Source organism: Streptomyces sp. B21-105, from assembly GCF_036898465.1.
Classification (GTDB): Bacteria; Actinomycetota; Actinomycetes; order Streptomycetales; family Streptomycetaceae; genus Streptomyces.
In genome coordinates this window covers 3,091,266-3,111,083 of sequence record NZ_JARUMJ010000001.1, presented here as the reverse complement: position 1 = coordinate 3,111,083, position 19,818 = coordinate 3,091,266, and the positions used below count along the sequence as shown (strand labels likewise).

Genomic DNA, 19,818 nt, shown 5'->3' with positions numbered 1-19,818 from the left:
CACGCTCAGCGGTACCGTTGCCGCAGCACCGGGACTTGAAAGCCTTGAAAATTCGCAAGGTCAGGGGGAGTTGAGGGCATGGCCAAGCGTGAACCGAACGCGGCGCTCGGGCGCCTGCTCGCCGAGAGCCGCTGGACTCACCGCCAGTTCGCACGGGCGGTGAACCGCGTCGGTACGGAGACCGGGATCCCTCTGCGTTACGACGAGTCGGCGGTGAGCCACTGGCTCGGCGGCACCGTCCCGCGTGGTGCGGTGCGCGCATGCATCCTCGAAGCCCTCTCCCGCCACCTCGGCCGCCCCGTCACCCATGCCGAGGCCGGGCTGCCCGTTCCACGCGATCGCTCCTCCGCGGCTGCGGATACCGTGGAAGGGGTGATCGACCTGGGGAGGCTGGATATGGACCCGTCCCGCCGCAGTGTCCTGGGTGCCGGCCTGTTCTCCGTGGCCGTCACCATTCCCGGCTGGCCTGATGTGGTTGGGCGTGCCGACGCCGTCCAGTCCGGCCGCACGAGTCGCATCGGCATGAACGAAGTGGACATGGTCGTCGCCATGACCGAGCGTGTCTCGGAGCTGGACGACGAGTTCGGCGGCCGTCACGCACGCCCCATGGCGGCCTCGTTCATGGTCAACACTGTGGCCTCCTACCTGCGCGCCGACGCGTCCGAGGACGTACGCAAGGCGATGCTGTCCGCCGCCTCGGACCTGCTCTACCTGACCGGCTACATGGCTGTGGACGAGGGGCTGCACGGTCTCGCGCAGCGCTACTACGTCAAGGCCCTGGAGCTGGCTGGCGCTGCCGAGGACCATCTGACGTACTGCACCACCCTGCGGGGCATGAGCGTCCAGGCAGTCGACCTCCGCCACGGGGCGAAGGCCATGGAGCTGGCCGACGCCGCTGCCGCCGCCTCCCCGAAAGCCGGGCCCCGGATGCTGGCCTTCCTCGTCGGCCAGCAGGCGCACGCCGCCGCGCAGACCGGCGACCGTACGGGCGCGCTGCGCTACATCCGGGAAGCCGAGGAAGCCATGGACCGCGCCGAGTCACGCGGAAAGACGTTCGGCTCCTACGACCCTTCTTCGCTCAACTACCACGCCAGCCAGGTACGTTACGAACTCGGTGACAAGGCCGGAGCCGTCGAAGCCATGCAGCAAGCGGACCGGCTCCGCCCCAGCGTGTACCAGCGCACACGAGTACACCGTCGTGGCCTGTTGGCAGAGCGGCAGTTGGAACTCGGCCACCTGGAAGCGGCCTGCGTCACCTGGCACCAGGCCCTCGACGACTACCCCAAGGTGCAGTCCGGCCGCGCCGACGAGCGCGTGAAGGCGATGTTCGGTCTCTTGCGCCCTCATCTGAAGAACGCGACGGCCCGGGACCTGTACGACCGAGCACGGACGCTCGCACCACCGTCGCTGGTCACCTGATCCCCGTCGCACCTTCAAGCTCAGCCACAGAAAGTCAGCCACGACGGCGGGTGCGCCGAGAGATCACCCGCCACGTGTGCTTCCAGCAACCCCGCACCGGCCCCAACCACGCCTCTTCCTTCCGTCATGGCATCCGCCCTGGCCGCTCGGCAGCGGGATGGGCTGCTCGATCTGTGGCCTCGCCTGTGATGGCACGCCGACGACGATCGCGGATTTGGCTGCCGCGGCCTGACGTGATGCTGTGCGGCGTTCGGCGGAGCGGGCCGGCGGCGCCGCTGCGGGCCGATGCTGTTGCTTCCGGAATCGGGGTCGGCTCGCTTGCCTGCCACTGCGCGCCGAGTGGCCGGTGGGCGTCGCCAGCGGGGCGGCAGACAGGAGCGGGCGGCGGTCACCGGCCGCCGGTGCGCGGCGGCCCGCGCAAGCGGGACGCCGTTCATGGGTGGCACTCGGCCCGCGCAGAGGACAACCGCCCCCCTTCGTCCGAACCGCGCTCCAGCGCGACGCCATCGACACCCTCAGCACCACGCTCGGCAGCTTGGAGATCACCGAGACGGCCTACGGCGACGGCGATGGACCACCAGCCTGCGCAGCCCTCGTCCGCTGACGTTGCCGTCAACTACTGCCGTCACCGCACGCAGGAGGCACGCCAGGCAGTGCCTGGCGGGCCTCCTTGTTCACCACTGCGAACGACGCTCGGACTCTACGGCCGCCGCTCAGAAAGAATGCACCTATAGGAATGTCTCGAAGTCATCAAGCGCATCCTGCGCCCGCCCTTCAAACCCCGGCATTCTAGACATGCGTTTTACTTGCATCACAGTGCGAGGATTGTGGATCGCCCCATGAATTCGCGCCAGATGCCCGAAGCAGGTGAGCGCGAGGAGTTTCACTTGATCGTCGAAGTCTCCATCGAGGCAATCCAAGAGAACGCTCTCCACCCAAGCGCCGTCCGGGTCATCGAACGTCAACGACAAGAGCGCCTGAGTCGCTTGATCGACCGAACCATTAGCAATGGCGGCCAGCAGTTCAGCGCGCCACTCTCGACCGAATGGTGCGGGATTTTGTGACGTCACCCCACTATCCTCCCTCTCCTGTCGACGAGACCCGCCCGCCTCAAGGCATTCTGCATGTCGATATGAAGATCTCCCCATGTGCGGACGTGGCCGTGGTAAATGTCATTCGTCCCGCCGCCGCCACACTCGCACGGCCGCTGGACCGTCCGATCCAGGACAACGATCTCACCATTTTCGGCATCGACCCCGACTCTCCGAGGAGAGGTCCCCTTTACTGGGACTGAATTATCTAGGGCAGCCTGGCCATTCTGGGGCTCAGCACTATTTACCCCTCTGGAGCTTGAGCGGGCCGTAGCGCCATGCTTTCCACCTGCTTCATAGAGAGATCCACCGCAGTTGTGAACAATACCGGAGTGGCGCCCGCCAGCACATAGTACGCGTGGATGTCCTCGATGGTGAGGTCGTGTGTGCGTTGGCGCTTGGTGTAGTGGCTGGCTGCGGTGATCTGGACGTGGGTGCCGGCGCTGGTGCGGAGCATCTGGCCGACTTGGAGGTCACCGGCCTCGACCCATTCCTTCAGGTCGGGGACCCAGAAGGGGTGGGTGTCGGTGGCGACGATGCTCGACAGGGTGTCGCCTGTCGCGACGGTGATTTCCGTGAAGTCCTTGTCGTCCTCGGTCCAGATGGTTCGGCAACGCCCAGAGGCCCCGCCCGAAGTGCTTCGGGCGGGGCCTCCTTTTAATCGCTAAGGGTTATTCCTGCCGCACCTTGGAAAGTTTATGGAAGGCGATCTGGCCGTCGATAATCTCATGGAGAGAATCAACATTCCCAGCCTTTTCCGATACCCCCTCAAGCCATTCATCTGCCGAGGTCCAATTGATCGGAAGTCGCGACTTCGGCCACTTCTTCAGAAGCTCCCGTGCAAGCTGGATGCTCTCCCTGGAAATATCAACTGAGCCACTTGCTGCAGGGATGAGGACACTATCCTCGACTTCATTCACCGCAGGCGGACCACCTTGAGCCTGCTGAGAGACCGCAATGGCACGCAACTCTCGGACCACGTCCTCAACCGTCGGCGGCAAATCCAAACTCAAGCGCGCCTGCTCGGCCAGTCGCCCAGCAGCGCCAGAATAATCTTCCGCGTGCCGAGAGAAAGTAACGGCCTCCTGCACTCCTGAGCTCGTGACGAGACGCTGGCCCAGAGTCAGGGAGATGACTGGAAACTCTCGAGTGAGAGCATGGATGTGCGCGGTCGGGAAGTACGCATCGCCCGAGGTAGATCGGTCGAGGGTGACCCCTTGAAGCACAGGGCCGATCCGCCTAAGCAGTCTCATTGGCCGCCAGACATCGAAACCCGGATACAGGGCCGCCCAGTCCTTAGTAACCCGCTTAACGGTCGCTACATCCACCTTGCTCACGGGTTCACCTCCACTGTCAGATTCGCGCCTGGGACGTTTAGGACATTCTTGTCCGCCTGCCACTTCCCGATCCCTTGACCGGGGTTCTTGACGAACTTGTAGTCATACACGATACCTGCGGCGGGATCGAACACATCTGGTCGGGCGCTCCCCGCCGTGCCTCTCGGAACGGGCACCCCACCCAAGTAGCTTTGTTCGGTAATTAGACCACGATTTCCATAGATGCCCTGGTAGCGAGTGAGGAGGGTGTCGGCATAAGCATGCTTAGCAGTACCCGAGACTGCCCCGCTGCCGCCCAGTCGGACTTGAGCGCGAGTGGCAATCGCTTGCACTAGGCCCGCATTAGAGGGGTTCGTCGAGCCATTGCAGGAGCAGGCAGATCCATTCGGAGCAGTTCCGCCATTGCAGTTATGGACCAAAATCGGCGTGGCCCCCGCCAGCACATAGTACGTGTGCAGGCCAGGCCGCTCCTACCTGCAAGTTTGCTGGTCAGCGGGAGATTTGACAGTCGCCGGATGTTCGTGCTCGTGCGCTGGAGTCTGCTGATGTTGCCGTCACTACTGCCGTCAGTGGCCTATACCCGCCTGGGGAATTCCAGGAATTCCGAATGCGTGTCAAGCAGCTTTGTCGTGCGGGGTGAGGCTGATGGTCAGGTCGGCGCCGAGAGCCTGAGCCAGGCGGCGCAGGAGGGGAAGCGTGGGCACGGCCCCGCCGCCTTCGAAGCGGGAGATCTGCGGCTGCTTCATCCCGCACCGCTCGGCCAGCTCGGCCTGGGACAGCCCGAGCTCGATGCGCCGGTCGTGGACGAGTTGCCCAAGCTCACGGGCGAGCGCGGAAGGCGGGTCCTGCATGGTTCCTCCCCGCCTCAGGCCGCGGGGGCGACGATGGTGACGGTGGGCTCGTCTCCGCCGGCGAGGTGCACGTCCACCGTGAGGTCCAGTGCGCGGGCCAGGCGCATGATGACCGCGATGGGCGGCAGCTCGGCGGCCGTCTCGATGCCTTCGATGTCATCGACGTCGACGTGCATGCGCTCGGCGAGATCGGCCTCGCTCAGACCGAGTTGCTTACGCCGGTCGTAGACGGCCTTGCCCAACGTCATGGCGAGGCCGGCCTCTTCGTAGACCCGGTCGTACTCGGGGTCAGCGTCCAGGTGTTCGCCCAGCAGCCGGCGGTGGCGACGGGTCCTCCATTCGCTGTGGTTCATCGGTTCTCCTTGAGGTTGCGGCTGTAGAGGTCGTGCTCAGCGGCGGCTTCATGCTCTGCCTCGCACAATCGCTGTGCGGCGTGGGCGCGGTCCACTTCGGCCTGCTCACGCATCTTGGTCCTGCAAAACACGGTGAGCAGCACGACACGTCGGCCGGGCGCCAGCCAGTAGGTGATCCGCTGATGGGCATCGCCCAGGCGGAAACGCAGCTCGCGGAGCTTGCCGCCCAGGTGGCGGGAGTGCGGTTCGTCGAGCGTGGTGGGCTGCTCGGCGAGCAGGTCGGCGACGCGTTCGGCCTGCTTGTAGTGATGGGCGGGAATGTTCTCCAGCCACAGCCGCACCTCCGGCTCGATCTCGATCGAGTACCGCCCGCTGTCCATATCGCCGATGATATATGGCACGGGGTGTGAGAGCGCGACTTCGTAGTTCAGATCTGTGCCGTCGCCGCGACCGCAGCCACTCCAACGTCGCCCCCCTTCGCCCTGACGCCACGGCACCGCCCGCAAACCAGCGGCAACCTGCCGAGGCGGCGCAGGGGGCGGCTTCTTTCGGCAGGATCGGGCCCGAGCGGGAGAGGCAGCGTACGGCCGGGCTGGTGCGTCGCCCAGTCTGGCGGCGCGGGGCCGGGGCGGGAGAAGTCGGCCCCGACGGGCGGCCGGAAGTTTCGCTCCCCGCCGGAGGCAACGCCGACCACCGCCCTCGGTGAGACCGGCGAGACGAACATGAGGGACGGCCCCCTGGTCAGCCCCTGTGCGTACGATCCGGCCGTGGGACGGTCGTATGCGACAACTTGCTCTGCCAGGAGCCTGACTCCGGTCAGCCCGACAAGCTGGCTGGTTGCCGCTCCCGCAGTCCTGGGTCATGCCCGGCTGCCGGTGCGGCTCGCCGCCTGCAGCGCCGCTGATCTTCCGAGCGAACGGCGGACTTGTCGGCGACGGCGGCCAGCTCCGGCGGGCGGGGCCCGCCTTGAACCTCGTAGAGAAAATCTGAACGCACCGGCCTGACCAGCGTTTGTCCGGTCCCGGGAGATGCTTGACACTTCGGTCCCAGCTGATGGTTGACAGTGGCCGTGATCGGCTTTTCTGTGCACGTCGTTGCGGCGTGTGGCAGGAGGCCGGGATTGGCGCTGGTGGAGTTGTCGGTTGTCGAGCAGAGATACCGGGCTGTCCTGGCCGTGCTGGCGGGTGCGACGGTGACGGAGGTCGCCGCCCGGCTGGGTGTGTCCAGGCAGACGGTCAGCGGGTGGAAGTCCCGGTATGAGGCCTCGGGTCTGGCGGGGCTGGCGGATCGTTCCCGTAGGCCGGCGTCGTGTCCGCATCAGGCCTCTGCCGAGGCCGAGGCGGCGGTGTGCGAGCTGCGGCGCAAGCACCCGAAGTGGGGTCCGCGGCGGATCGCTCATGTGATGGAGCGGTCCGGGACAGTCACGCCGGTGCCGTCGCGGATGACCGTGTATCGGGTCCTGGTCCGTCATGGGCTGGTGGAGCCGGGGGTGCGGCGCCGGAAGCGGTCGGATTACAAGCGCTGGCAGCGGGATCGGCCGATGCAGCTGTGGCAGATGGACATTGTCGGCGGCGTGATGCTGGTCGACCCGGTGGCCGGGGAGCTGACCGAGGCCAAGGTCGTGACGGGTGTGGATGACCATTCCCGGTACTGCGTGATCGCGTCGGTGGTGGAGCGGGCGACCGGGCGGGCGGTCTGCGCGGCCTTCGTCCGGGCCTTGCAGGCGTTCGGGGTGCCGGAGGAGGTGCTGACCGACAACGGCAAGCAGTTCACCGACCGGTTCGGGCAGGGCGGTGAGGTGCTGTTCGACCGGATCTGCCGGGAGAACTGGATCGCGCACCGGCTGACGCAGCCGGCGTCGCCGACCACGACGGGCAAGGTCGAGCGGTTCCATCAGACACTGCGGCGCGAACTTCTGGACGACTGCGGCGCGTTCGAGAGCATCGAGGCGGCTCAGGCGGCGCTGGATCGGTGGGTGCAGGAGTACAACTCGATGCGACCGCATCAGGCCCTGGACATGCAGTCTCCTGCCGATCGGTTCACGCCGGCGCCCGAGGAGGAGCGGGATGTCCTGGGCCTGAAGATTCCCGGAGTGCTGGCGCTGGTGCCGCAGCAGCGGACACCTCCAGCGGACCCGGAGCCGGACCCGGAGCCGGACCCGGAGCCGGACCCGGAGCCGGACCCGGAGCCGGACCCGGAGCCGGACCCGGAGCCGGAGCCGGTTCCGGGTGAAGCCTCGGCTGTGCCCGCCGCCCTGCCTGAGGTGGTCCCGGCAGTGGTGCCGGTGGAGCCCGGTGGGCCGGTGGAGTTCGAGCGGGTGGTGCCGGCGAGTGGGAATCTGCAGGTCGCGGGCAAGCAGTTCTGGCTTGGCCCGGCCCGCTCAGGGCTGACGGTGACGTTCTGGGCAGACACCTCGGTGATCCATCTGCTGATCGCGGGAGCACGGATCAAGACCGTGCGGTCGCACTTGTCGGTGGCGGATCTGGGACGGCTGGCTGCCCGGGGCGGACGTGCGGCGGGACCGGCCCCGCTTCCGGCCGGCGACGGGGCGGCGGTCGAGGTCGACCGGGTGGTGAACAACAGCGGTCTGGTGGGCCTGGGCGGGCGCCAGGTGCTGGCGGCGGAGATCCTCGGAGGCCGTCAGGTGGGCATCCGCATCGACGGTGAGACGCTGTCGTTCTTCGACCTGTCCTCGCGGGAGCTGCTGCGGGTGCGACCCAACCCCCTGACCAGCGAGGAAGTCCGTAGGCTGCGAGGTCTGCGGCCCGCCGGCCCGCCGCCACGGCCCCGCGTGGAGCCGGTCCGGGTGCAGCGGCGGGTCAGCGCGGTGGGCACCGTCATGGTCTGCCGACAGACCGTCTCCCTCGGCCGCCCCTACGCAGGGCAGACGGTGACCGTGCATGTGTCGGACACGACGATCAGCGTCGACCTGGACGGCCAGGTCCGGGTCATCCGGCGGACCACCGACATCCCCGTCCGCCACGTGAAGGCGAACAAGCCCCACAAGATTTCCGATGTTGTCTAGGCCCACCGTCAAGCAACAGCTGGGACCAGAACGTCAAACATCACCTGGGACTAGACAACCCTGACCAGCGTCCCGGCACGGCGGGTCAGTGGCCCCGCCCGCCGCCGCCTGACTCCAGAGCCTCGACGCGGCCACGGAGGTCAGCGAGCTGCTCGACGGCGTTGACCAGTGCCCGTTCCAACGCCTCGACGCGGGCCGTCGTCCCGCCGACGGGTGCGGTCGTCTCCGGGCCGTCGAGGTCATCAGTGTTGTCGGCGGCGTGGTCGTGGTGGGCGACGAAGGCGCCCTTGCCGGGGCGCGAGACCGCCCAGCCGTCCTGCTTCAGCAGGGCCATGGCCTTCTGTACGGTCAGGCTCGCCGCCCCGAACTCCCGCATCAACACGGCCTGCGTCGGCAGTGCGTCCCCCGGCCGCAGCCCGCCCGAGCGGATCCGCTCGCGCAGGGTCTCGGCGATCACCTCGAACGTCAGCGGCACCCCGCTGCCCGCCGGCCTGCGCCCGCGCCGCCCCACCACCACGCCGGTCACCCCCGCTTTCCACGCCCTCTACCAGCGAAATCCGGCCCGTCCAAACCGGGAAACCGGCCCCACGCTACCCGCGTCCCACCACCCACAAGAAAGGAATCAGGAGGGATGCACTTGAATGCGCCGGTGAGGCGATGTTAACGTCCCACACCCGCCGGTGATCACCACCGCGCCCGGCCGACCAAGCCCTGCTGGTCCGGCCCCCGCGCCCAACTTCGAGGCGCCCCCGTTCCCCTGTGAGCCGACAACTTCGGCCTGCCCATGTCGCCCCGCGCGCCGTACCGCTTCCGCGCTCCCGCCGAAAGGCCCCATTCCGCATGCCCACACAGCTTCAACTCCCGTACTCCGCAACCGTTCCAGCCGCCTCGCGTCCCTCGTCGTCGGCGTTGACGACGCCGGCCTGCCCGGCGGACGTCACCACCTCGGCGGCGACACGGCGGTCGGCACTGGAGCGCCGCGCCAGGCTCACCGCCAAGCTTGCGAAGCTCGCCGCCACCGGCCAATTCGCACCCCTCGCACGGCAGATAGCCGGACTCGGTGGCTGCGCGCGCCCTGTCCGCCTGACCGGGCACCGCACCCGTCTGGACACCGTGACCGGTGCGATCCTCGACCACTTCGACTCCGGCCGGCTCCCGGCGGGCGAACTGCTGGTCCGCTGCGGCAACCGCCGTGCCACTCGCTGCCCCGCCTGCTCCACCGTCTACCGCTACGACACCTACCAACTCATCGCCGCTGGACTCCGCGGTGGCAAGACCGTCCCTACCAGCGTCGCCGCGCACCCGCGCGTGTTCGCCACCCTCACCGCACCCGGCTTCGGCCCCGTCCACAACCAGCCCGACACCGGCCGCTGCCACTGCGGCCAGGTCCCCCCGACGACGACCCGATCCTCGGCACCCCGCTCGACCCCGAGCACTACGACTACATGGGCGCGGTGCTGTGGAACGCGCACGCCCCGGCGCTGTGGGCCCGCTTCACCACCCACCTGCGACGGGAGATCGCCAAAGCCGCCGGCCTCACCCAGCGGACCCTGCGCCACCACGCCACGCTCTCCTACGCCAAGGTCGCCGAGTACCAAAAACGCGGCCAGGTCCACTTCCACGCCGTCATCCGCCTCGACGGACCCACCGGCCCCACCAGCACCCCACCCGCCTGGGCCACCACCCAGCTCCTCGACCACGCTGTCCACGCCGCCGCCACACGCACCCGCGTCCACCACGAGGGCGAACCGCCGAAGCAGCCGCGCCCTGCCGGGGACATCCCCGCGTCCCAGCCTCAAGTCTCAGATCGGGCGGGGCGGTTGGTGTTCCGGTTCGGGCGGCAGATCGACGTCCGGGCAATCCGCGGCACCGACTTCACCGGTGGCGGCCCCGTCACGGACCGGCACGTCGCCGCCTACATCGCCAAGTACGCCACCAAGGGAGCCGAGACCACCACCGGCACCCTCGACCGCCGCCTCCGCCTCCTCGCCGAACTCGCCAATTACGACATCACCGACCACGCCCGCCGCCTGATCCACACCGCCTGGAACCTCGCCACCCACCCCCAGCACGCCCACCTCCGCCTGCGCCAATGGGCCCACATGCTCGGCTTCCGAGGCCACTTCTCCACCCGCACCCGCCACTACTCCACCACCCTCGCCCACCTCCGAGCCGAACGCACCGCCTGGCGAACCAGCCGACCCGACACCCAGACCCCAACCCCAGCGTCGGCTGAGACGCAGCCCGGTCACACCGGCGGCAGCCTGGTCGGTGACCGCGCCAGACACTCCACCGACCTGGCCGCCGGTCACCGTCTCGGTCACGGCAACATCTCCGGTCAGCGCATGGACTCGGACACGACGCTGGTCATCTCGCACTGGCAGTACGCCGGAACCGGCCTCCTGCCCGAACTCGAACACCTCGCCGACCTCCTGACCGCGACGCGACAGACCCGACCCGAGCAACCAACCCGAACCCGGCACTCGGAGCGCCCAGGTGACCGCGCCGGTCACCCGGTCGGTCACTCCACTCATCGGCTGACCGGTGCTGTCCGGGCGGGGGTTGTCGCGTGACCGCCGGCGCGGAACTCCTCACCGTCCCCCAGGTCATGGAACGCCTCCAACTCGGCCGCACCGCCGTCTACGACCTCATCCGCACCCACCAACTCGCCTCGATCACCCTCGGCCGCGCCCGCCGCATCCCCGCCCACGCGCTGGCCGACTTCATCTGCACCCGCCTCGACCAGGAAGCCGCCGCATGATGACCACGCCCCGCGACACCCCCGCCTCCCGCCGCGTCCGCGCCAACGGCGACGGAACCGTCTACCAGCGCAAGGACAGCCGCTGGGAGGCCGCCGGGTACGTCCTCGCCCCCGGTAACACCCGCAAGCGCGTCCGCGTCTACGGCACCACCCGCAAGGAAGCGCTGGCCAAGCTCACCGAGAAGATCGCCACCAGCAACCGCGGCGTCCCCGTTCCTTCTGCGCAGGGCAGCCTGGCCGCGTACCTGACGTACTGGCTTCAGAACGTCGCCGTCCACCATCTCCGCGAGAACACCCACACCCGCTACGCCACCTGCATCCGCCTCCACCTCATCCCCGGCCTCGGCGCGAAGAAACTCGCCCGGCTCACCGCCCGCGACGTCCGCACCTTCCTCGACCACCTCCGCATCACCTGCCAGTGCTGCACCCAGGAACGCGACATCGACCGGCGCTCCTGCTGCACCATCGGACAATGCTGCGACAAGCGCCTGTCGCCGCTGACCGTGACCTACGTCCACTCGGTCCTCAAGTCCGCGCTGGAACACGCCGTCCGCGAAGACGACCTGCCCCGCAACATCGCCCGGAACGTCAAGACCCCCTCGCCCCGCCCCCGGCGCTTCCAACCCTTCACGGCGAGCGAGGCCCGGCAGTTCCTCCAGGCAGCCAGCGGTGACCGGCTGCACGCGCTGTACGAACTCGCCCTACGCACCGGACTCCGCAAGGGCGAACTCCTCGGCCTCCACTGGGAAGACCTCGACCTCGACGCCGGTACCGCCAACATCCACCGCTCCCTCCAGCGCACCCGCACCGGCGGCCTGACCACCCTGCACACCAAGACCCGCGCATCCGAACGCCGCATCGCTCTCCCCACCGAATGCGTCCACTCCCTCAAGAATCACCGGGAGCGCCAGCAGGAGGAACGTCGAGCCGTCGGGGCGCGCTGGTCGGACAGCGGGCTCGTCTTCACCACCCCGACCGGTGGCCCTCTCGACCCCGCCAACCTCACCCGCCGCTTCGGCCGACTCCTCCGCCGTGCCGGGCTCCGCCGCATCCGGTTCCACGACCTGCGCCACTCGACCGCAACTCTGCTCCTGGAGCAGGGCATAGACCTCGTCGTCATCAAGGAACTCCTCGGCCACGCCCATATCGGCGTCACCGCAGGCGTCTACGCCCACGTCCGGCTCCGCCTCCAGCGCCAAGCCATCGACACCCTGGGGGATGCCCTCGGCACCGGGGACGATGACCCTGACGACCCACCCGCCGCAGTCGTAGTCCGCTGACGTTGCCGTCACCGTTGCCGTCAAGGCACCCAAAAGCCCCACCGGCGCCATTGCCGGTGGGGCTTTTGAATTCTCACTTCTAGGCTATGCCCGTGGAATCAGAAGAACGTTCTGGGCGCTGCCTTCTGAGAGCCACTCCTCGGATTCATGGAACTCCACAAGTTCACGAACTGAGACCCGAACGTCCGGATTGGCAGCCTGAATAGCTTCATTGAAGGCATTCACTGCCGCAGGACCAGCATGGGTCAGGATTAGCAGGACGTTCCCACTCTGATCCTGGGGGATGGAAAGAAGTTCCCTGGATGCATCGGCCACTCCCTGACCGAGGTCCGAATGAGGGAAGCGACCCAAAGCCGCATGCGCCGCCTGGTAGGCCCCGTAATCCTCCTCAGCCTTCAGGGAAGAAACGATCGCAGCGACACCAGAGGGCCCTTCACTTCCAGTCACCGAATCGGCCAGCTCGACGTACCGATTCCAGCGGCGCTCAGCCTCGCCGGGCGGGGTGACCTCGTCATCGTCTTGCACGAGGTCACCGCACTCCACAATCTCTACTTTCCAGTCTGACGACACGCGAGTCCCATTTCGTTCCGTGCGATTTCCTAGCTAGGGGTTTTGCCCTGACGCCCACTTCCGAAGGGCCTTGTTCTGACTAAGGCTCATCCACATTTCCGTGATCGCCTCGTCGTACTTATTGCCGAACCGGGAGCGAATATCATCCACGTCCATCTGCATAGCGCCCCGGAAGTCGCCGCCATCTATCAGCTCCTTCTGCCTCATGCGCCACGCCTTCGACTCAAGAGAGGATCCGGTGCTGTAAACGGCACGATGGTCGGCATAATCCATTCGAATCGACGGACCGCTGTACTTACTGAGAGGGCTGGATGAATTGGCAGGAATGTGATTGATCTCGTTTCCCGCCCCCGCAGGTTGCAGGTCTCCGTATTTCCCACCGTTCGCGCCACCGCAGTTGTGAACGAGTACCGGTGTGGCCCCCGCCAGCACATAGTACGCGTGGATGTCCTCGATGGTGAGGTCGTGTGTGCGTTGGCGCTTGGTGTAGTGGCTGGCTGCGGTGATCTGGACGTGGGTGCCGGCGCTGGTGCGGAGCATCTGGCCGACTTGGAGGTCACCGGCCTCGACCCATTCCTTCAGGTCGGGGACCCAGAAGGGGTGGGTGTCGGTAGCGACGATGCTCGACAGGGTGTCGCCTGTCGCGACGGTGATTTCCGTGAAGTCCTTGTCGTCCTCGGTCCGGATGGTTTCGAGGACCTTCTTCTCCACGTTCTTGCCGGTCTCGACGTCGGTCGTGACGACGGTGTCGCCGGCCTCGACGTCCTCGATGTCCTTCGTCCTGCCGTCGGCCAGCAGGACCTTGGTGCCGGGCAGGAACGAGTGACACTTCCCGATGATCTTCGCGATGCCCTTTCCGACACCAGCTCCGGTGACGTTGCTGGCGGCGCCCCAGATGGCGCCGTTGGCCTGGGCCGAGAGCTGGCCGGTGAGGCTGTGGTCTGCTCCCGGGTCGAGGGCGTTGTCGACGGCCGAGGCGGCGGCACCCCCCAACGCACCGCAACCGGCCAAGGCCGTGAATCCGGCGCCGCCGGAGACCATGCCGGCAGTGACGGCGCTGGCCCCGCAGGCCCCCGTGACGACGATCTCGGTCACGACCGAGATGACCTCTCGGTGCTCACGAGCCCAGCTCATGGTGTTGTGATAGCCGCTTTTGACGCCGCACCACGAGTACCAGGGGCAGTCGTCGGCCTTGTCGCCTCCGTCGTCGTCCACCGGCAGGCTGTTGAGGCCTCCGCCGTTGCGGACCCTGTCACGGTTTTTGACGGTGGTCACTCCGCCGTGGCCGCCGCTGTCGATCCCGCCGGTGTTGTCGCCCTCGAAGATCTTCCGGCCATCGGGGTCGGAGTAGGTGAGGGGGCTGTTGGCTGCGTAGCTGTAGCCGTTGAGGGTCTGGGCGTTGGACGCGTCAAGGAGGGGATCGACGCTGATGAACTGGCCGATCGCCGCGTCGTACTCGCGGGCCCCGATATGGGTCAGGCCGGTCGTCTTGTCGAGCGTCTTGCCCAGGAAGCCCTTGTCGGTTCCCCATGTGCCGACGGATCCGCCGCGATCTGAGCCGAAGGGGCTCATGAAGCGCTTGGTGACTGTCTGCGAGGCGTCGGCGGTGACGCTCAGGCTCTGCGTGCCGTGGTGGTCACCAGCGAGGAAGGAGAGCTTTTGGACGCCCCCTTCGTCGGAGCGGATGGCGACGGCGGCGTCGCCCGCCGTGTAGGTGCGTTGTGCCCAGGCCGCCGCTCCGCCCGGGGGCAGGTGCAGCTCGGTGGCGCCGGCGTAGAGGATGCGCTCGCCGTTGTCCGTGCTGCGGATCAGCAGTTGTCCGTCAGCGTCGTAGAGGTACTGGGTCGTTGCCTTGCCGGTCTCGGTGAGTTTGTCGAGTCGGCCTTCCACGGACCAGGTGAGGTCCTGCTGGGCTGTCTTTCCTGGGCGCGCGGTGGTGTTGCCGGCGGTGTCGTAGTCGTAGACCTTGTCCTTGGCCGGGTCGACGGTGCCGCACTCGGTTCGGGCGGTCGTGAAACGCAGGGCGTGCGGTTGCTTGTCCGCGTCGTAGCAGTACCTCGTGGTGGAGTTGCCCGTGGCGGCGTGCTGTGTCTCGGTTTCCCGCTGGCCCGAGGTGTTGTAGGTGTACGAGGTCCAGTACGGTGCCGGGCCGGACAGCTGGCTCGCGTCGCGGGAGTCGGCGCAGTTTGTGGACGTGGGGGACCATGCCTCGGCAAGGCGGCGGTAGCCGTCGTAGGCGAAGCACTGGGTCTCGTGTCGGCTGCTGCCGCCGAGGCTGGTCGGGTCGGCGATCGAGGTGACGTTGCCGGCCTGGTCGAAGGTGTAGGTGAGGTCCTGCAGCATGTACGGGTGGGTCTGGTCCGTGACGTTGCTGTTGGTCAGGCGGCCGGTGCCCTGCTCGTAGGTGTTGGTGACGTAGACGTTGCGGTCACCGGGGCCGCCCCGGCCCAGGGTGAGCCCGCCCACCTGGCCGAGTGCCGTGTAGTTGATGTTCTGGACGTAACCGGCGATGCCACTGACCGAGGTGAGCTGGCCGAGGTCGCCGTAGCCGTATTCGACGATCTCGGCGGACAGTCCGCCGAGGGCGGGCTCGGAGATGGTGCCCGTGGTGCCGTCGATGCGGTACGTCGTGGTGTAGGTCAGCTTGCCGTTCGGGATGGACGCGGCAAGCGCGTCGCCCGCGGGGAGCGTGAGTTCCGTCGCCGTGGGGCGCTTGAGGTCGTCGTACGCGGTGACCGACTTGGTGTAGGCCGCCCCCGTCTCACCGCCGACGTAGCGGGTGGAGGTGGCCGGGAGACCCTTGAAGGACGGCGCGTCGTAGGTGTGTCTGGTGAGCAGGTTCTCGGGCTTGTGCTCCCCCGACCATGTCGCGGTGGGCCGGCTGATGCTGTCGTAGGCCGTGAGAACGGTCTTCCCGCCGTTGGTGGTCCTCACCGGCCGGTCGAGAAGGTCGTAGTCGGTGGTGGTCAGGCCCTTGTCCGGGTCGGTGGCACTCTTCTGGCGCCCCAGCAGGTCGTAGGTGTAGGTCCACGAGGAGCCGTCGGGGCCGGTGATGCTCTGCTGCTTGCCGTCGAGGGTGTACGTGAACTTTGTCGAGGCGTAGGCGATCCCGGGCGTGCCTCCGTACTGTGCGTCGGTGGGGCTGGTGCCCGCGTACTCTCGCGTTTCGGTGGTCTGGCCCCTGGCATCGGTGATCGTTCGCGTGGCCGACCCTCCGGTGAGGGCGGTGGTGGCCACCGAGTCACCGGTGTAGGTGGTGGTGGTCTTCTGCTTCTCCACGCCGAAGACGAGCAGGGTGCTGGAGGTCGTCCGCTGGGCACCGTCGTAGGTGGTCAGGGTCTGGGCGGGTGCCTCGCCGTACTCGGCGCGCGTGTAGGTGCCGTTGGGGGTGCTGGTGTTGTCGAAGATGTCCGCCTGCGTCTCGTAGGCGAGGTCGCGTGAGTCGTAGCGGGTGTCGGTGAGGAGCCTGCCTCCCTGCGGGGTCGGCTGCTGGGTTTGCAGGGTCCGCAGCAGCGAGTCGTAGATCGTGTAGCTGGTCTTGTAGGTCTGTCCGTCTGCCTTCAGGGTGGCGCTGGAGACCCATGACGGGTTGGTGTTGCTGAGGTTGTAGGTGTACTTGCTGTTCGGGCTCTGTGTGCCGCGGTTACGGTTGGGCAGCCAGACGTCCGTGACGCGGCCGAGCGCGTCGTAGGCGAGTTCCGACTTCTTCAGGTTGGCGTCGTAGATGCGCGTGGGCAGTCCGCGTCGCGGGTCGGTGTAGGTGATGTTCTGGTGGCCTGCGGCGTTGGTCTGGATCGTCCTGGTCGGCGGCCCCGCGGTGGCGGGCGTGTAGGCCGTGGTGGTCGACTTCAGGTCGGCGTCGGTGACCTTGATCTGCCGGCCGAGCACGTCGTAGTCCGTGGTGGTGCCCTTGTCCCAGGTGACGGAGCCGCCCGTGCCGTAGGCGCCGGCCCGGCCCACCCAGGTGGGAAGGCCCTTGGTCGGCTGCATCGTGGTGGTCCACGGGAGGCCGTCGTAGGCCGTCGCCGTGTCGGCCAGGACGTTGCCACGGGTGCCGCCGACGGCTTCCAGCTTCAGGTCCGCCTCGGTGAACGTGCAGCCGAGGGCGACGGTGCGCACGCGTGAGACCAGGTTCTTCAGACCGACCGTGTCATTGTCGGCGTACCAGGTCTGCGTGCACGTCTCGTCACCGCTCTTGGCGGCGTCGCCGGTGTCGAGGACCCTGACGGGCCGGCCCTCGGCGTCGAATTCGACGGTGTCGGCGCCGGTGGACCGCCAGGTGTCCGACCCCGTCAGGTAGCTGTACGAGGCGGTCTTCTTCGTCCGGACGAAACGGGCCACGTGGTCGCCGGCGTCGGGCACGCCCGTCTGGCGGGCCGTCTCCTTCGACCAGGGGTAGCTGCTGGTGGCTGAGATCGGGGTGGCGCCGTCGTAGGTGATCTGCTCCAGCAGGGTGCCGCTGTATTCGTCGCTGTCCTTGAGGGCGGCCACACCGATCGCGGGCTCGGCCGGCGGGACGACGGAGACGGACTTGGCCGTGCCGTTTTTGTTGGGGTCACCGTCCATGCCCTGCATGTACAGGGACACCGTCTTGGAGCGCGCCGGGGCGTTGCGGGAGCCCTTGTAGGCCGTCACCTGGCGGTAGCCACGCCAGTCGGACCAGGTCCGCTCGGCCTTGGGCACGAACGGGTCGTCGCTGTAGTGCCAGGCCGCGCCGCTGTAGGTGTACTCGTTCTCGACGGCGTCGTTCTGGCCGGCCGGGTCGGTGGTGACCACGGCGAGGACGCGGTACTTGTGGAACCAGTCGACGGAGGCGTCCTGTGCTCCGTTGATGTTCCAGAACTGCGGATAGCAGCTGCGGGTGTTGGCGTCCTGCGGCGCTGCGAGGACCTGGCTGCGGACGCACTCGGTCGCGGACAGGCTGACCGTGGTGATGGAGCCGGTCTCGGACGTGACGGTGGAGATGCGGGGCCGGGTCATGGGCAGGATGTCGTCCGTGCCGTCCACCCGGTTCGGCCGCATCTGATAGGTGAACGACACCGGCAGCGTCGTCATGGCGGTGCCGGCCTTCGCGGTCCGCTTGATCGACTGGAGCGTCAGCACCTGGTCGGAGGTGTCCCCGATGTCGCCGCCGTCGAGGAACTGCTGGGTGAAGGCCCAGGTGTCGACCGGGTCGTAGATGCCGGTCGCCGTGTTCCAGGAGAAGGTGTTGACGCCGGTGAGGCGCTTACGGGTGAAGAACGACGGGGACTGGGTGAGGCATTCGGTGGAGTCCTTGGTGCAGATGGCGTCGAAGGGCACGTCGGGCCAGTTGTCGGCCGTTCCCTTGGTGAGGGACGTGCAGTCCGCCGCTGTGCACCGCTCGGCGTAGTCGAGGGTGACCTTGGCATCGGCCTTGTCGGTGAAGAGCTCACCCGCGCGCAGACCGTAGGTGATCTCTTTCAGGCGGCCGCTGCGGACGTATTCCGCGTCGGCCTTGGTGGCCTTGTTCTTCTTGTAGTAGTTCGTGTCCTTGTCGTACCAGTACGTGGACGCGTTGCCGCGAGTGTCCACGACGTAGTCGAGGTTCCAGCGCCAGGCCTGAGTGACTGCCCGCTCCGCGAAGGTGCTGCCCGCGGTGTAGCCGGGCTCCCCGTCGTCGTCGCCGAAGACGGGAACGGTCCAGGTGGAGTTGGTGCGCTGGGTGGTGGCGCCGGCGAGCTTGTCCTGGCCGAAGACATAGGTGGTGCCGTCGCTGGTGACGACCTTCCAGTATTCGCCGTCGTCGTCGCCGTTGGCGGCGCCGGTGAGCCGGGTCACCGTCGAGGAGTCGTCGTCCTCCAGCTTCCAGACGCCGGCCGTCGACGTCTTCACCAGCCGGGAGGACTTGCCGTTCAGCACCAGACGGGCGTTGTCGTACGTCCAGCAGCGGTCGTTGACGTCCGTGTGGCCGTCGTCGTCGCAACTGCCGTAGCTGCGCTCGATGTACGACTCGGTGAGGGTGAAGCCCTCACCGACGGAGGTGGGCTGGTTGTTCGTGGTGGCGGTACGGCCGTCCACGCTGCCGGAGTCGTAACCGATGTTCAGGCCGGGAGCGGGTCCGGCCGCGGCAGGCGGCATCGACAGCCCGTACGTCCAGGTGAAAGCGCCCGAGCTGCCGCCCGCCGCCCAGGAGGACGAGGGCGTGAGCGGCGTGGCGCTGTAGTCGCCCGTGCCCTTCGCCGACTGACTGCTGCCCGAGGTGGTCAGAGCCATGACAGTGGTGCCGCCGGTGGAGCCGAGCTGCGGCGAGGGGCCCTCGGTCCTGGCGGGAAGGTTGACCTCGGCGGATACCGTCCGCTCAGCGGCGTCGTTGTGCGAGCCGAGCGGGGTCTGGACCCGGCACTGTGCCTTGCCGGGCGTGGTCAGGGCGCATTCCGGCAGCCGGACGAGCTCGAGTCGCCCGGACCAGCCGCCGCCGACCGCGGAGGCGAAGGCCTCGTAGTCGACGCCGATCCGGGCCTTGCCCGCCGCGCCGGCCTCGGCTGCGAGGACCACACCGGTGACGCCGAGACGATCCGCCACACTCTGGTCGAGGACGGTGACGGTGGCGTTTGTGCCCTGGGCGAGAGCGGCCTTGCCCCGCACGGGGGTGAGCGTGACCGGCAGACCACCGGGCGACGCCGCGACCGAGGCGCCTGCCAGCGTCAGGTCGGCAGAGCCGGCCTTGGGCCACGCGTCGCCCTGCCGCTGCTCGGTCCGCCCACGCCGGGCCTGAGCGGTGTTGTCCCGTAGGTCCTTGGCCACGCGCTCTCGGGCCTGCTCCGCCCCGAGCCCGGTGACCGGCTTGACCTTGCTGACTCGCTGCGCGGGCAGATCGGGACGCCCGACCCCGCCCTTCGTGCCGTCGGCTGCCGCGACCGGTGCAAGACCGACCGGTATCGACAGTGCCACGGTCAGGGGCAGCACCACGAGCGCGCGGCGGCGTCTACGGCGGGATCTCCCCTGCCGTGTGCCCGAACTACCTATGCCGAATACCACAGATGCTCTTCCCATCCTTCACATAGGTGTGACGGCGTGCGTCACGTGTGGAAATTTCCGTCGGGCTCCTCGGCCCGTGACAGGGCCGGGCCGGGTGCCACCGCACGCGCGATGCCGCCCGGCCCGACCTGT

At 67.9% G+C, this 19,818-nt stretch carries 15 protein-coding genes and 1 pseudogene; 6 read left to right on the top strand and 10 right to left on the bottom strand.

Going from position 1 to position 19,818, the window contains the following annotated elements; genetic code table 11:
* The first annotated feature begins 78 nt into the window (after positions 1-78).
* Both QA802_RS14005 and QA802_RS14000 read left to right on the top strand, forming a co-directional pair.
* Entirely contained in the window at positions 79-1,419 is a 1,341-nt protein-coding gene (locus tag QA802_RS14005; RefSeq protein ID WP_319168575.1) for an NsdA family TPR-like regulatory protein, read from the top strand.
* Between the two features lie 439 nt (positions 1,420-1,858).
* Positions 1,859-2,023, top strand: a complete 165-nt coding sequence (locus QA802_RS14000) for a hypothetical protein (RefSeq protein WP_334521927.1) — start codon at positions 1,859-1,861, stop codon at positions 2,021-2,023.
* 124 nt (positions 2,024-2,147) lie between these two features.
* On the opposite strand, the gene QA802_RS13995 is transcribed toward QA802_RS14000, so the two are convergent.
* The 6 genes from QA802_RS13995 to QA802_RS13970 form a co-directional block, all read right to left on the bottom strand.
* Complete coding sequence (locus tag QA802_RS13995; RefSeq protein ID WP_319168576.1) at positions 2,148-2,489, bottom strand: hypothetical protein; 342 nt, start codon at positions 2,487-2,489, stop codon at positions 2,148-2,150.
* Positions 2,490-2,754: 265 nt separating this feature from the next.
* Positions 2,755-3,048 carry a polymorphic toxin-type HINT domain-containing protein gene (locus QA802_RS13990; RefSeq protein ID WP_443042278.1) on the bottom strand — a complete coding sequence of 98 codons (294 nt, stop codon included), beginning with the start codon at positions 3,046-3,048 and terminating at the stop codon, positions 2,755-2,757.
* A gap of 133 nt (positions 3,049-3,181) precedes the next feature.
* Complete coding sequence (locus QA802_RS13985; protein WP_319168577.1) at positions 3,182-3,847, bottom strand: hypothetical protein; 666 nt, start codon at positions 3,845-3,847, stop codon at positions 3,182-3,184.
* A gap of 614 nt (positions 3,848-4,461) precedes the next feature.
* On the bottom strand, positions 4,462-4,698 hold the full coding sequence (locus QA802_RS13980) for a helix-turn-helix domain-containing protein (RefSeq protein ID WP_334521920.1): 237 nt from the start codon (positions 4,696-4,698) through the stop codon (positions 4,462-4,464).
* Positions 4,699-4,712: 14 nt separating this feature from the next.
* Positions 4,713-5,051, bottom strand: a complete 339-nt coding sequence (locus QA802_RS13975) for a helix-turn-helix domain-containing protein (RefSeq protein WP_334521917.1) — start codon at positions 5,049-5,051, stop codon at positions 4,713-4,715.
* Positions 5,048-5,431, bottom strand: a complete 384-nt coding sequence (locus tag QA802_RS13970; RefSeq protein WP_334521914.1) for a type II toxin-antitoxin system RelE/ParE family toxin — start codon at positions 5,429-5,431, stop codon at positions 5,048-5,050. The genes QA802_RS13975 and QA802_RS13970 overlap by 4 nt, the downstream gene beginning before the upstream one ends.
* Positions 5,432-6,186: 755 nt before the next feature.
* Here QA802_RS13970 and QA802_RS13965 point away from each other — a divergent pair.
* Complete coding sequence (locus QA802_RS13965) at positions 6,187-8,076, top strand: IS481 family transposase (protein WP_334534610.1); 1,890 nt, start codon at positions 6,187-6,189, stop codon at positions 8,074-8,076.
* A gap of 85 nt (positions 8,077-8,161) precedes the next feature.
* On the opposite strand, the gene QA802_RS13960 is transcribed toward QA802_RS13965, so the two are convergent.
* On the bottom strand, positions 8,162-8,602 hold the full coding sequence (locus tag QA802_RS13960) for a GntR family transcriptional regulator (protein ID WP_334521911.1): 441 nt from the start codon (positions 8,600-8,602) through the stop codon (positions 8,162-8,164).
* Between the two features lie 328 nt (positions 8,603-8,930).
* A complete protein-coding gene (locus QA802_RS13955; protein ID WP_334535207.1) occupies positions 8,931-9,074 on the bottom strand; it encodes a hypothetical protein in 144 nt (47 codons plus the stop codon).
* Between QA802_RS13955 and QA802_RS13950 the strand changes: the two are divergent.
* The 3 genes and pseudogenes from QA802_RS13950 to QA802_RS13940 all read left to right on the top strand — a co-directional run.
* Positions 9,046-10,439 (top strand): annotated as a pseudogene (locus tag QA802_RS13950) (replication initiator); the annotation flags it as partial. The gene QA802_RS13955 and the pseudogene QA802_RS13950 overlap by 29 nt on opposite strands.
* A gap of 206 nt (positions 10,440-10,645) precedes the next feature.
* Positions 10,646-10,837, top strand: a complete 192-nt coding sequence (locus QA802_RS13945; protein WP_334521908.1) for a helix-turn-helix domain-containing protein — start codon at positions 10,646-10,648, stop codon at positions 10,835-10,837.
* Complete coding sequence (locus QA802_RS13940) at positions 10,837-12,117, top strand: tyrosine-type recombinase/integrase (RefSeq protein ID WP_334534606.1); 1,281 nt, start codon at positions 10,837-10,839, stop codon at positions 12,115-12,117. Before QA802_RS13945 ends, QA802_RS13940 begins: the two co-directional genes overlap by 1 nt.
* An 84-nt stretch (positions 12,118-12,201) precedes the next feature.
* Here QA802_RS13940 and QA802_RS13935 read toward each other — a convergent pair whose 3' ends face one another.
* Complete coding sequence (locus tag QA802_RS13935) at positions 12,202-12,642, bottom strand: hypothetical protein (protein WP_334521905.1); 441 nt, start codon at positions 12,640-12,642, stop codon at positions 12,202-12,204.
* A gap of 78 nt (positions 12,643-12,720) precedes the next feature.
* Positions 12,721-19,701: a polymorphic toxin-type HINT domain-containing protein gene (locus QA802_RS13930; RefSeq protein ID WP_334521902.1), complete on the bottom strand. Its 6,981-nt coding sequence runs from the start codon at positions 19,699-19,701 to the stop codon at positions 12,721-12,723.
* Positions 19,702-19,818 lie beyond the last annotated feature (117 nt).